This window comes from Streptomyces sp. NPDC002520 (assembly GCF_053595235.1).
Genome location: NZ_JBSFXG010000020.1, coordinates 19,469 through 32,586, shown reverse-complemented (window position 1 = coordinate 32,586; position 13,118 = coordinate 19,469). Strand labels below are relative to the sequence as shown.

Here is a 13,118-nt window from a genome sequence, read left to right as displayed (position 1 = left end):
CGGTCAGGGCGCCCGGCACTCCGGGTCGTCGACGATCACCGCCTGGGCGGGGATGACCACGACGTCGTCCTCGTCCTCCTGGCGGACGTACTTCGTGGTGGCGTATCCCCGCTTGCCCTCGCCGACGCACTTGGTCGCGAGGTTCCCGAACCCGTCCGGGAAGTTGTAGACCTCGGCCGGGCTGTTCTCCCCCGCCCGGCCCCGCACCGGCGCGTCCGCCTTCCCGCGCTCCTCGTAGTGCTGCCGCGAACAGCCGCCGAGCAGCAGCACGGCGCACACCGCGGCCAGGGCCGCCACGGCGACGCGCGCGCTCAGCCCGCGCACGCCTTGTCCTCGACGATCTGCACGTTGGAGGGCCCGGTGGCATTGGTCGTCACGTACGCCCGGAACCCGTGCCCCACACACTTGGTGGCGAGGTTCCCGAACCCGTCCGGCATGTTGAAGACCTCGGCCGGGGTGTTGTCCCCGGACCGCCCCTGCACCGGGGCGTCCCCCTTGCCCCGCTCGTCGTTGTAGCTCTGCGAACACCCCGCGAGCAGGCCCCCCACGACCACCACCACCAGCCCGGCGGCCCAGACCCCCGCACGCCTACGACGCATCATCGACTGCCCCTCCCCGTCGCACGGTCTCCCGACGAGAAGGGAGACAGCCCACGGGGCCCGTCCGGTTCCGATTGACCGGCTGAACGAAGCCCCCGACGCCAGTCGGGGGCTTTCGCGTCAGCCCTTCACGCAGATGAACTGCTTGAGCTTCGCCACGACCTCCACAAGGTCCCGCTGCTGCTCCATGACCTGGTCGATGTTCTTGTAAGCGCCCGGAATCTCGTCCAGCACCCCGAAGTCCTTGCGGCACTCCACGCCCCGGGTCTGCTCCTCCAGGTCCTTGGTCGTGAAGCGGCGCTTCGCCGCGTTGCGGCTCATGCGCCGCCCGGCCCCGTGCGACGCCGAGTTGAAGGCCTTCTCGTTTCCGAGTCCCTTCACGATGTACGAGCTGGTGCCCATCGAGCCGGGAATGATCCCGAGCTCACCGAGGCCGGCCCTGATCGCGCCCTTGCGCGTGACCAGCAGGTCCATGCCCTCGTACCGCTCACGGCTCACATAGTTGTGGTGGCAGCTCACCTCAGGCTCGAATGTCACCTTGGCCTTCTTGAACTCCTTGCGGACCACGTCCTTGAGGAGCGCCATCATGATCGACCTGTTGTACTTCGCGTACTCCTGAGCCCAGTAGAGGTCGTGTTCGTAAGCCGCCATCTGCGGGGTGTCCGAGACGAAGACGGCGAGGTCTCGGTCGACCAGGCCCTGGTTGTGCGGGAGCTTCTGCGCCACGCCGATGTGGTGCTCGGCGAGTTCCTTGCCGATGTTCCGGGAACCGGAGTGCAGCATCAGCCAAACCGAATCTGACTGATCGAGACAGAGTTCAAGGTAGTGATTTCCGGATCCGAGCGTTCCGACCTGCTTTTCCGCCCGCTCATGACGGAATTTGACCGCTTCTGCGACCCCGTCGAACCGCCCCCAGAAATGGTCCCACCCAGCGGTGGCCAGCCCATGGAACTGCCCCGGCCCGACGGGATCCTCATGCATCCCCCGCCCCACCGGAATCGCCTGCTCGATCTTCGACCGGAGACGCGACAGGTCACCCGGGAGGTCGTTCGCCGTGAGTGACGTCTTCACCGCCGACATCCCGCAGCCGATGTCCACACCCACCGCCGCAGGGCACACCGCGTCCCGCATCGCGATGACCGAGCCGACCGTCGCGCCCTTTCCGTAGTGCACGTCCGGCATGACGGCCAGGCCCTTGATCCAGGGCAGGGTCGCGACGTTCTGGAGCTGGCGCAGGGCGCCGTCCTCGACGGTCGCGGGATCGGTCCACATGCGGATCGACACCTTGGCGCCGGGCATCTCCACGTACGACATGACGTCCTCATTCCCCCCGATTTCGGCAACAAAAGACTTAAAGCAGCAAAACGCAAAAGCGGCGCCAAGGCTGTCGAAAAGGGACAAGGGACCGGCGTCCACGGCAGTGCGTGCGATACACATTGTCTGCAGGGGGCGCCCCGCCGCGGCAAGCGAATAACCAGCGGGGACACTGAAGCATCAGGCGATCACCACGTCGGATCGCCCACCGTCGAGAGGAGCCCGCCCGTGCAGCGGAAGGCGTACGTAACCGGCATCGCGGCCCTCCTCGCGGCGTTGCTGGCAGGCTGCTCGAGCGGCTCAGGGGGCGACAGCACGACCGACAACTCCAATCCGGGCGACACCGGTACGGCCACCGTCGCTGCCCAGCCCGGCAAGTACCGCACGCTCCCCGAGCCGTGCGGCGCGGTCGGCCACGACAACCTGGACGCGCTGCTCCCGGGCATCCGGCAGATCGCCGACCCGGACCTGCGGGACAAGGCCTACCGGGGCGAGGCCGAGCTGACGTACGACACCGACCGCAAGGTGGGCTGTCACTGGAAGGTCGAGTCCACGGCGGCCACCGACCGCCTCTCGGTCGACTTCGAGCGCGTGGTGTCGTACGACAACGCGGTCAGCGACGACGACCAGGCGCAGAAGCTGTTCCAGCAGATGGAGACGGCCGCGGACCTGCCCGAGCCCAGTTCCTCGGTCCCCGCGACGCCCACCACGACGCCCACCGGTTCGGCGACCGCGACCGCGACCGCGTCCGCGACCGCGAGCAGCGGGGCCTCCCCGTCTTCGGCGGGGTCCTCGGCCGATGCCTCGTCCGACCCGGGCGACCCTTCGGGCAGCGCCTCCTCCGAGGCCGATCTCCAGCCCCGCGCCCTCTCCGATCTCGGTGACGAGGCGTATCTGGACGACCAGCTCGGCAGCTCCGGTTCGACGGCCGAACAGCGGACGGTGACTGTGGTGTTCCGCACGTCCAACGTCGTCGTCACCATCGAGTACGAGGAACAGGCGATGGCCGTCGGCGTGGTCCCGGACAGCAAGGAAATGCAGGACAGGGCCCGGAATCTGGCCTCTCGACTGGACGACGCACTGGGCGGATGACGGCTTGGTGAACACCACCCGTCGCCGCCCGTGAAGCAGGCGAACGGAAACCGCACAGCTCCTTCACCGCGTACGGTGGCCCGGCAGGAACCCGCACGAACACCCAGCGTCACGAGTGAAGGAACCATGCAGCGAGCAGCCCAGCGAGACGACCGAGCCCAGCTTGATCAACGAGCAAAGCGCCTCCGCCGCGTCCTTGTGTGCGCGGCAGCCGTTCCCGCGGTGCTGATCACCGCCGCCTGCTCGTCGGACTCCGGATCCCAGGACAAGGGCGGCTCGGCGGCCGAGCAGAGCGCCGGCGGCGACGCGACGAAGCAGCCCTCCGCGAGTGCCTCCCCGACCGTGCAGGCGGCCGCGTACGGCACGCTTCCCGAGCCGTGCAAGGTGCTGTCGAAGAGCACCCTGGGCGATCTGGTGCCGAAGGGGGCAACGTCCGGCAAGGAGGGCACGAGCGACGACACGTCGGCGCGCTCCTCCTGCTCCTGGAACAGCCTGGACAACAACGGCGTCAAGGGCTCGCAGTTCCGCTGGCTGAACGTCTCCCTGCTCCGTTTCGACTCGGACGCGAGCCGCGGCTCCGGCGACAAGCAGGCGCACGCGTACTACCTGCAGCAGGTCTCGGACGCCAAGGGCGTGGCCGGCGCGCGGAACACCAAGTCGGAGCCGGTCGCCGGGACGGGCGACGAGGCGACGACGGTGCGCTACGACCTGAAGAAGAAGGAAGGCGCCTTCAAGCAGCAGACGGTGGTCGCCCGGGTCGAGAACGTCGTCGTCACGCTCGACTACAACGGCGCCGGTCTCGCGGGCGAGAAGACGCCGGACGCCGCCGACCTGACCAAGGCCGCCGAGAAGGCCGCGAAGGAAGCGGTGGCGTCCGTCACCTCCGCCAACGGCAAGGGATCCGGGTCGGGTTCGTCCACGAAGAGCCCGTCCTCGCCGTCGAAGTCGGCTTCGAAGTCGTCGTCCGATTCGTCGTCCAAGTCCCCCTCCGCAAGCGCTTCGGCGGCCAAGAAGGGCTGACCGGCGCCACGTTCGCCACCCACGTGTGCCACCCTGTTGCGCGCAACAACACGCAAGGGGAGGGGAGTACGAGTGGCCGCGCCACTGCAGCTGACCCGATTGCACCGCATTCTTATCGGCGTGGTCGTTTCCGGTGCTTTGATCATCGCCGGGATCGGCTTCGCCGGTTCGTACGCGGCAGTCCGTGAGCTGGCCCTGAAGAAGGGCTTCGGGAACTTCTCCTACGTCTTCCCGATCGGCATCGACGCGGGCATCTGTGTCCTGCTCGCGCTGGACCTGCTGCTGACCTGGATCCGTATCCCCTTCCCGCTGCTGCGTCAGACGGCCTGGCTGCTGACGGCGGCGACCATCGCCTTCAACGGCGCGGCCGCCTGGCCGGACCCGCTGGGCGTGGGTATGCACGCGGTGATCCCGATCCTGTTCGTGGTCTCCGTCGAGGCGGCCCGGCACGCGATCGGCCGGATCGCGGACATCACGGCGGACAAGCACATGGAGGGCGTGCGGATCACCCGCTGGCTGCTCTCGCCGGTGCCGACGTTCCTGCTGTGGCGCCGGATGAAGTTGTGGGAGCTGCGCTCCTACGAGCAGGTCATCAAGCTGGAACAGGAACGCCTCGTCTACCAGGCCAGGCTGCGCTCGCGCTTCGGCCGTGCCTGGCGCCGCAAGGCTCCGGTGGAGTCGCTGATGCCGCTGCGCCTGGCCCGTTACGGCGTCCCACTGGTGGAGACCGCTCCGGCGGGCCTGGCGGCGGCGGGCATCGAGCCTGCTGTGCTGCCGGCCGTGGACCGCACGGTGGCGGGCACGGGTACGGTCGCGCCGGCTCCCGTTGCGCAGCAGGCGGCGTCGGCCGGTGAGGCGCGCCCTCTGCTGCCCGCGCAGCGCACCGGGGAGTACACGGGGGAGTACCCCGGGGAGTACACAGGGGGGCCGGGGAGCGTCCAGGAACCGGAGGAGAGCCCGTGGTTCCACACGCCGCCGCGCGAGATGGACTACCAGGGGGGCTACGACCCCACCTATGAGCCGGCCCCGGATCCTCAGTACGTTCCCGAGGAGCAGTACGAGGAGTGGTACGACGAGCAGCCGCCGGAGCAGTTCCAGCAGCCCTCCCCCGAGGACACGGGCAGCTTCCCCATCCCGGTGGGCCCGAACCGCACCCGCGAGCTGGGCGAGGGCGGCGGCACGCCGCCGGCCGAGCCGGACGAGGACGACTTCTACCAGGTCTTCCGCCAGTCGATAGACGGGAGCTATCCCACGGCCGGCGTGCTCGGCGACAACATCCAGGCGACGTACGGGGTGAAGCTGAGCAGCAGCGCCCTGAAAACCATCGCGGCGCGCTTCCAGCAGCGCCATCTGACGGAACTGGAAGAAGAGCACATCGCCTGAACGGCAACGGAAAGGGGGCCCTCGACCTGAGGGCCCCCTTTCCGTTGCCGCTTGCGCTTACTCGCCGAGCAGGCGCCGCACCCGCTCCTGCCCCACGGCCAGCAGCAGCGTGGGCAGGCGCGGACCCGTGTCACGGCCGACGAGCAGGTGGTACAGCAGGGCGAAGAAGGTGCGCTGGGCCGTCTTGATCTCCGGCGGCAGCTCCTTCGGCGTGGCGTCGGCGGAGAACCCGGCCTGCACCTTCGGGACGCCGTAGACGAGGTGGGTCAGTCCGTCGAGCGACCAGTGCTCGGCGAGCCCGTCGAGCAGCAGGCGCACGGACTGCTGGGAGGCCTCGTCGAGGGACTTCAGCAGCTCGGCGTCGGGCTCGTCGCGCACGATGGTGCGCTGGTCGGCGGGGACGTGGGTGTTGATCCACGCCTCGGCCTTGTCGTACCGGGGCCGGGCCTCGTCCAGGGCGGACAGGGGCTGCTCCGGGTCGAGCTCGGAGAGGATGCGCAGGGCCTGGTCCTCGTGGCCGGCGGTGATGTCGGCGACGGAGGCGAGGGTGCGGTACGGCAGCGGGCGCGCGGTCGTGCGCAGCGCGCCGGCGGCCGTGCCGACGGCGCGCGTGTGGGCCGCCACGTCGCCGGGCAGGGCGGAGCCGTCGGCGACCTTGCCGGCCAGCTTGTCCCACTCGTCGTACAGCCGCTGGATCTCCTGGTCGAAGGCGATCTTGAAGGACTGGTTGGGCCGGCGGCGGGCGTAGAGCCAGCGCAGCAGCTGCGGCTCCATGATCTTCAGCGCGTCGGCCGGGGTCGGCACGCCACCGCGCGAGGACGACATCTTCGCCATGCCGGAGATGCCGACGAAGGCGTACATCGGGCCGATGGGCTGCTTGCCGCCGAAGATGCCGACGATCTGGCCGCCGACCTGGAAGCTGGAGCCCGGCGAGGAGTGGTCGACGCCGCTGGGCTCGAAGACGACGCCCTCGTACGCCCAGCGCATCGGCCAGTCGACCTTCCAGACCAGCTTGCCGCGGTTGAACTCGCTCAGCCGGACGGTCTCCGAGAAGCCGCACGCGGTGCAGGTGTACGTCAGCTCGGTGGTGTCGTCGTCGTACGCGGTGACGGTGGTGAGGTCCTTGCCGCAGTTGCCGCAGTACGGCTTGTACGGGAAGTAGCCGGCGGAGCCGGAGCTGCCGTCGTCCTCGGACGCGGCGCCCGAGCCCTCCTCTGCCTCCAGCTCGGCCTCGTCGACCGGCTTCTGCTGCTGCTTCTTGGCGGGGGCCTTCTTCGTGCGGTACTGGTCGAGGATCGCGTCGATGTCACCGCGGTGCTTCATGGCGTGCAGGATCTGCTCGCGGTAGACACCGGTGGTGTACTGCTCCGTCTGGCTGATCCCGTCGAACTCGACGCCCATCTCGGCGAGCGATTCGACCATCGCGGCCTTGAAGTGCTCGGCCCAGTTCGGGTGGGCGGAGCCCTTGGGGGCGGGGACGGAGGTCAGCGGCTTGCCGATGTGCTCGGCCCAGGACTCGTCGACGCCCGCGACGCCGGCCGGGACCTTGCGGTAGCGGTCGTAGTCGTCCCAGGAGATCAGGTGCCGGACCTGGTACCCGCGCCGCCGGATCTCGTCGGCGACCAGGTGCGGGGTCATCACCTCACGGAGATTGCCCAGGTGAATGGGCCCGGAGGGGGAGAGTCCGGACGCGACGACGACCGGTTTGCCCGGGGCCCGGCGCTCCGACTCCTCGATGACCTCATCCGCGAAACGGGAGACCCAGTCGGTTGTCTCGGTGCTCTGAGCCACGATCGGCACGTCCTTCTTCCTGGAACGGGGTGGCACTCCATCGATACGGGGTGATGCTCCATTCTCACAGACCGGATAGCGACGGCGAAAACCCCTTTGTGCCGCGTGAGAGACTGGCCGTGTCTATCGATCCCCACGAGGAGAACGGCACCCCTTCCTATGGCCTCGGTCACGTCCCTCAGCGATTTTGTCCAGCAGCACCTCGCGTCCGCCCTCTCGGCCACCCTGCCCGAGGCCGCCGGCGCGGACCCGCTGCTGCGACGAAGCGACCGGGCCGACTACCAGGCCAACGGGATCCTGGCGCTCGCCAAGAAGGCGAAGGCGAACCCGCGGGAGCTGGCGACCCAGGTCGTCTCGCAGGTCGTCACGGGTGACGTGATCAAGGAGATCGAGGTCTCGGGCCCCGGCTTCCTGAACGTGACGGTCGCGGACAGGGCGATCACCGAGAACCTGGCCGCGCGGTACGCGGACGAGACCGGCCGCCTCGGCGTGCCGACCGCCGCGAACGCGGGCACGACGGTGATCGACTACGCGCAGCCGAACGTGGCCAAGGAGATGCACGTCGGCCACCTGCGCTCGGCGGTGATCGGCGACGCGGTCGTGCAGCTGCTGGAGTTCACCGGCGAGAGTGTGGTGCGCCGTCACCACATCGGCGACTGGGGCACCCAGTTCGGCATGCTCATCCAGTACCTGGACGAGCACCCGCACGAACTGGACCACAAGGCCGCCCGGGTGACGGGCGAGGAGGCGATGTCGAACCTCGACAGCCTCTACAAGGCCGCGCGGAAGAAGTTCGACTCCGACGAGGAGTTCAAGACGCGGGCCCGGCGCCGTGTGGTCGACCTGCAGGCCGGCGAACCGCACACGCTCGCCATGTGGCAGAAGTTCGTGGACGAGTCGAAGATCTACTTCTTCTCCGTCTTCGAGAAGCTGGACATGGAGATCCGGGACCCCGACATCGTCGGCGAGTCCGGCTACAACGACATGCTCGCGGAGACCTGCCGACTGCTGGAGGAGTCCGGCGTCGCGGTCCGCTCCGAGGGCGCCCTGTGCGTGTTCTTCGACGACGTCAAGGGCCCGGACGGCAACCCGGTCCCGCTGATCGTGCAGAAGTCGGACGGCGGCTACGGCTACGCGGCCACCGACCTCTCCGCGATCCGCGACCGCGTCTTCAACCTGAAGGCGAACACGCTGCTGTACGTGGTGGACGCGCGCCAGGCCCTGCACTTCAAGATGGTCTTCGAGACGGCCCGCCGGGCGGGCTGGCTGAACGACGGCGTCACGGCCGTCCAGCTGGCCTTCGGCACCGTCCTCGGCAAGGACGGCAAGCCGTTCAAGACGCGTGAGGGCGAGACGGTCCGTCTGGTCGACCTGCTGGACGAGGCGATCGACCGTGCCTCGGCCGTGGTCCGGGAGAAGGCCCAGGACCTGTCCGAGGAGGAGATCACCGAGCGTGGCACCCAGGTGGGCATCGGCGCGGTGAAGTACGCGGACCTGTCGACGTCGGCGAACCGGGACTACAAGTTCGACCTGGACCAGATGGTCTCGCTGAACGGCGACACGTCGGTCTACCTCCAGTACGCCTACGCCCGTATCCAGTCCATCCTCCGCAAGGCCGGCGAGACCCGCCCGGTCGCGCACCCGGAGCTGGAACTGGCCGACGCGGAGCGGGCACTCGGCCTGCACGCGGACACCTTCGGGGAGACGGTCGCGGAGGCGGCGAAGGAGTACGCCCCGCACAAGCTGGCGGCGTACCTCTACCAGCTGGCGTCCCTGTACACGACGTTCTACGACAAGTGCCCGGTCCTGAAGGCCGAGACGGAGGAGCAGGTGGAGAACCGCCTCTTCCTGTGCGACGTCACGGCCCGCACCCTGCACCAGGGCATGGCCCTGCTGGGCATCCGGACCCCCGAGAAGCTCTAAGCCGTCCCCGCGTTCTCCTCGGCGAGCTCCCGGACACGCCGTACGAGGGCTTCTCGTACGGCGTCCGGTGCCAGCACGCGCAACGGCGTTCCCAGGCCCAGGAGATAGCGGGCGAGGCCGTCCGCGTCCGGGCCGCCGATGTCGACGGTCGTCGCGTCCGGGCCGTCGGGGCGGTGGGTGCCGACCGTCGGCGGGACGAGGCGCAGGGCTTCGCGGAGGGGGACGGGGAGGCGGACGGTCGCCGTCAGCGGGAAGGGTCCGTTGGCGATGTTGCGCGAGACCAGCTGGGCCGGGTCCGGGGCGTCGGTGAGGTCCGCCGGGTGGCCCGTGGACCTCAGGCGCTCGACCCGGTCGGCGCGAAAGGTTCGCCATTGGCCCCGGGCGACGTCCCGCGCGACGAAGTACCAGAGCCGGCCGGTGTGGACCAGCCGGTACGGGTCGACGTCCCGGACCGTGGCCCTGCCCTCCCCGTCCGTGTACGACAGCCGGGCGCGCTCCCCTCTCCGGCACGCGGCCGCCAGTTCCAGCAGCAGGCCGGGAGGCATCCGGGGAGTACCGGTGCCCGGGAGGCGTACGAAGGCGTCGTCCAGGTCCCCCAGGCGGTCCGCGACCCGGCGGGGCAGGACCTGGCGCAGCTTCAGCATCGCGGACAGGGCCGCCTGGTCACCGCCCAGCGCCGTCCCGCTCAGTCCCACGGCCACGGCCAGTGCTTCCTCGTCGTCGAGGATCAGCGGCGGTACGTGGGATCCGGCGCGCAGGCGGTAGCCGCCCCAGGGTCCGGCCTCGGAGTCGACCGTGTAGCCGAGTTCCCTCAGACGCGCGACGTCCCGGCGGACCGTGCGGTCCGTGACCTCCATCCGCTCGGCCAGCTCGGCACAGGTCCAGGACGGGCGGGAGGACAGCAGGGACAGCAGTCGCAGCAGGCGGGCGGACGCGGCGATCATGGCCGAAGTCTCACACACGGGACCGGGTATCCAGGACCGGAACTGTCCTGATCGTGTCCTAGCGTCCTCCCCATGACCACAGACACCGCTTCCGCACCCGCGTTCCGCTACGCCGCCGTCACCTTCGACTGCGCCGACCCAGCCGAACTGGCCCGTTTCTACGGCGAGTTGCTCGGCTTCCCGGTCCTGTTCTCCACGGACGACTTCATCCTGCTCGGCAAGGAGGGAGCGGGCGGCCTGGGCTTCAACCGGCTGGCCGACTACCGCCCGCCGACCTGGCCGGACCCCGCCCAGGGGAAGCAGGCGCACATGGAGCTGGGCGTGGACGACCTGGACGCCGCCGAGAAGCGACTGCTCGACCTGGGTGCCACCAAGCCGGAGTTCCAGCCGGGCGCCGAGCGCTGGCGGGTCCTGCTGGACCCGGCGGGCCACCCGTTCTGCATCACGACCCTGGTCTGAGAGACGTCCGCACGGGGGCACGGGGGCCGCTCAGGAGACGGTCGTGCCCTCCGACGTACTACCCGGTGCTCCGCTTCGACGAGATGCAGTGGGCGCCCCGGGCGGCCGAGGAGACGCACCCGCAGGCGGTGACGACCCTCGCGCCCGGTGAGTCCGGTTACGCGGGTGTCCTGCTGGAGGCCGCCGACGGCAGTGGCCAGGGCGGCACCACGGGCCACGAGCTGACCGTCGCCTTCCAGGGCCGTACGCCGAACAGCAGCGGCGGGGCGTCCGCGCGCCCGGCACTGCCGGCCGAGGGCGTGTACTACGACAGCTCGTTGACGGTGACGTACTGGCAGCAGAACGCGGCGGACGCGCTGAGCTGGTGACCTGCCCGCACGGCGGAAAGCAGGACGGAAAAGCAGAGCGGAAAAGCAGGGCGGAAAAGCGGCGAGGCCGCCCGGTACGACGGCCGGGCGGCCTCAACCTCGCTGTGTGCGTGCCGGGCGCTGGGCGCCCTGCGAGAGACGCCGGGCGTCAGGCGAACGCCGGGGTCTCCTTCGGGTTCGGGCCGTACTTGTTCTCGCCCGCCACGCTGTCGGTGCAGTAGAAGACCAGCAGGACGATGGGGCCGACAAGCGGGATGATGCCCAGGAGGATCGTCCAGCCGGACTTGCCCGTGTCGTGCAGTCGGCGCACGCTGACGGCCCAGGACGGCAGCAGCAGGGCGAGCGCGACGATGGCCACGATGAAGGGGGCCTTGGCCGCGACGCCGACGCCCGCCCCCACGCCGTAGAGGATCGCCGCGAACAGCGTGAACATCCAGTACTCCTTGCGGCGCGCACGCCCGCTGAAGACCGCGTACTTCTTGAGCGCCTCGATGAACCAGCTCATGGAAACCCCCCAGGGATCGATGTTGGGCCCGATCCGAACGGATCGGGTCAAGCGCAGAGGTTAAACGTTCTGTAAGACCTCGTCGTGCGCTTTGACGCGCGGTTCAAACGTCGCTTTCAGGACAGACATGAGCAAGGGCGCCGCTCATTTCCCTTACAGCTGCCCCGAGTTACCGAAACCGACGCCTTCCCGTTGCCGAACCGAGCACTTCCCGAAGCCGGTTCGCCGCGAATTCGGTACCGGAACGAGGTCAGCCCCGCCCCGGCGACCGCCGCTCGGGCCGCACCAGCATCCGGGTCACGTACTACACGTTCGACGGTCCGCACGGCGACCTGACGCCGGTCGACACCTTCACGCTGGAGCGCCCGCGCCGCAGCGGCCGACCGTCACCACGCCCGACCGGCCGACCGGCCGTCACCGACGCCGCAACGCCCGGCACACCCCTGCACAGCCGGCACACCGGCTGCCCCTGGCGGAGAGGACGTGCCCCCACAGGGGTAGGCCGTCCTCGCCCCGTCCGGTTCCGCGCGGTCACCGCCGCGCAGCCCCCTGAATCCGTCGCTCAGCCCGCGCCCCGAAGCTTCTGCGCCGCCTCGGTCGCCCAGTAGGTGAGGATGTTGCGCGCCCCGGCCCGCTTGATGCCCGTCAGCGTCTCGAAGATGGCACGGTCGCGGTCGATCCAGCCCTTCTCGGCGGCGGCCTCGACCATCGAGTACTCGCCGGAGATCTGGTAGGCGGCGACCGGCACGTCGACCGAGTCGGCGACCCGGGCGAGGATGTCCAGGTACGGTCCGGCCGGCTTGACCATCACCATGTCGGCGCCCTCGGCCAGGTCCAGCTCCAACTCCCGCATCGACTCGCGCCAGTTGGCGGGGTCCTGCTGGTAGGTCTTGCGGTCGCCCTTGAGGGAGGAGGCGACGGCCTCGCGGAAGGGGCCGTAGAAGGCGGAGGAGTACTTGGCGGTGTAGGCGAGGATCGCGACGTCCTCGCGGCCGATCTGGTCCAGCGCGTCACGGATGACGCCGATCTGACCGTCCATCATCCCGCTCGGCCCCACCACGTGGGCGCCGGCGTCGGCCTGCACCTGGGCCATCTCGGCGTACCGCTCGAGGGTGGCGTCGTTGTCGACCCGGCCCTCGGCGTCGAGCACGCCGCAGTGCCCGTGGTCGATCGTCTCATCGAGACAGAGGTCGGACATGACGAGCAGTTCGTCCCCGACCTCGGCGCGCACATCGCGGATGGCGACCTGGAGGATCCCGTCCGGATCGGTCCCCGGGGTGCCGAGCGCGTCCTTCTTGCTCTCCTCCGGCACGCCGAACAGCATGATCCCGGAGACGCCGGCCTCGACCGCCTCCGCCGCCGCCTTCTTCAGGCTGTCCCGGGTGTGCTGGACGACCCCGGGCATGGCCGCGATCGGTACGGGCTCGCTCACGCCCTCCCGGACGAACGCCGGGAGGATGAAGTCCGCGGGGTGCAGCCGCGTCTCGGCGACCATCCGCCGCATGACGGGCGTGGTCCGCAGCCGCCGAGGTCGCGTGCCGGGGAAGGATCCGTACTTCGTCATGCCTTCTACGCTACGCCCGCCCCGCCCACGCCTTTGCCAACACCCTGTCGGACCCGCGAGGGGCGCCGCGCCGGGCACCGGCAGAGGCGTCAAGAGGCCCCCGCCCGCACGGGCCGGACGGAAGACTCGCGCCGAGAGGCGAACCCGCCAGAACCG

At 69.8% G+C, this 13,118-nt stretch carries 12 protein-coding genes and 1 pseudogene; 6 read left to right on the top strand and 7 right to left on the bottom strand.

Translation table 11 applies throughout. The features are described from left to right. Positions 1-3: 3 nt before the first annotated feature. The 3 genes from ACWD5D_RS25780 to ACWD5D_RS25770 form a co-directional block, all read right to left on the bottom strand. The gene (locus ACWD5D_RS25780; protein WP_451375113.1) at positions 4-324 is read right to left on the bottom strand and encodes a hypothetical protein; all 321 of its coding nucleotides are present in this window, start codon (positions 322-324) and stop codon (positions 4-6) included. After that, positions 312-602: a hypothetical protein gene (locus ACWD5D_RS25775; RefSeq protein WP_451375112.1), complete on the bottom strand. Its 291-nt coding sequence runs from the start codon at positions 600-602 to the stop codon at positions 312-314. Before ACWD5D_RS25775 ends, ACWD5D_RS25780 begins: the two co-directional genes overlap by 13 nt. A gap of 117 nt (positions 603-719) precedes the next feature. After that, positions 720-1,913, bottom strand: coding sequence for an RtcB family protein (locus ACWD5D_RS25770; RefSeq protein WP_451375111.1), 1,194 nt, complete (start codon positions 1,911-1,913; stop codon positions 720-722). Positions 1,914-2,141: 228 nt separating this feature from the next. Here ACWD5D_RS25770 and ACWD5D_RS25765 point away from each other — a divergent pair, with 228 nt between their 5' ends. From ACWD5D_RS25765 to ACWD5D_RS25755, 3 genes are all read left to right on the top strand, one after another. Continuing rightward, positions 2,142-3,005 (top strand): DUF3558 domain-containing protein, encoded by an 864-nt coding sequence (locus tag ACWD5D_RS25765; RefSeq protein ID WP_451375110.1) that lies wholly within the window; start codon positions 2,142-2,144, stop codon positions 3,003-3,005. Between the two features lie 126 nt (positions 3,006-3,131). Continuing rightward, a complete protein-coding gene (locus ACWD5D_RS25760; RefSeq protein WP_451375109.1) occupies positions 3,132-4,025 on the top strand; it encodes a DUF3558 domain-containing protein in 894 nt (297 codons plus the stop codon). Positions 4,026-4,097: 72 nt separating this feature from the next. Next, positions 4,098-5,408, top strand: a complete 1,311-nt coding sequence (locus tag ACWD5D_RS25755; protein ID WP_451375108.1) for a DUF2637 domain-containing protein — start codon at positions 4,098-4,100, stop codon at positions 5,406-5,408. 57 nt (positions 5,409-5,465) lie between these two features. Here ACWD5D_RS25755 and lysS read toward each other — a convergent pair whose 3' ends face one another. Next, on the bottom strand, positions 5,466-7,208 hold the full coding sequence (gene lysS / locus ACWD5D_RS25750; protein ID WP_451375107.1) for a lysine--tRNA ligase: 1,743 nt from the start codon (positions 7,206-7,208) through the stop codon (positions 5,466-5,468). A gap of 150 nt (positions 7,209-7,358) precedes the next feature. On the opposite strand from lysS, the gene argS reads away from it, so the two are divergent. Further along, positions 7,359-9,122, top strand: coding sequence for an arginine--tRNA ligase (gene argS, locus ACWD5D_RS25745; RefSeq protein WP_451375106.1), 1,764 nt, complete (start codon positions 7,359-7,361; stop codon positions 9,120-9,122). Here the strand turns inward: argS and ACWD5D_RS25740 are convergent. Next, complete coding sequence (locus ACWD5D_RS25740; protein ID WP_451375105.1) at positions 9,119-10,066, bottom strand: helix-turn-helix transcriptional regulator; 948 nt, start codon at positions 10,064-10,066, stop codon at positions 9,119-9,121. The genes argS and ACWD5D_RS25740 overlap by 4 nt on opposite strands. A gap of 72 nt (positions 10,067-10,138) precedes the next feature. Here ACWD5D_RS25740 and ACWD5D_RS25735 point away from each other — a divergent pair, with 72 nt between their 5' ends. Continuing rightward, positions 10,139-10,525: a VOC family protein gene (locus tag ACWD5D_RS25735; protein ID WP_451375104.1), complete on the top strand. Its 387-nt coding sequence runs from the start codon at positions 10,139-10,141 to the stop codon at positions 10,523-10,525. 44 nt (positions 10,526-10,569) lie between these two features. Next, a pseudogene (locus ACWD5D_RS25730) lies at positions 10,570-10,893 on the top strand (DUF4232 domain-containing protein); the annotation flags it as partial. A gap of 148 nt (positions 10,894-11,041) precedes the next feature. On the opposite strand, the gene ACWD5D_RS25725 reads toward ACWD5D_RS25730, so the two are convergent. After that, positions 11,042-11,398 (bottom strand): DUF805 domain-containing protein, encoded by a 357-nt coding sequence (locus ACWD5D_RS25725; protein WP_451375232.1) that lies wholly within the window; start codon positions 11,396-11,398, stop codon positions 11,042-11,044. Between the two features lie 562 nt (positions 11,399-11,960). Continuing rightward, on the bottom strand, positions 11,961-12,962 hold the full coding sequence (gene hemB, locus ACWD5D_RS25720) for a porphobilinogen synthase (protein WP_451375103.1): 1,002 nt from the start codon (positions 12,960-12,962) through the stop codon (positions 11,961-11,963). Between the last annotated feature and the right edge of the window lie 156 nt (positions 12,963-13,118).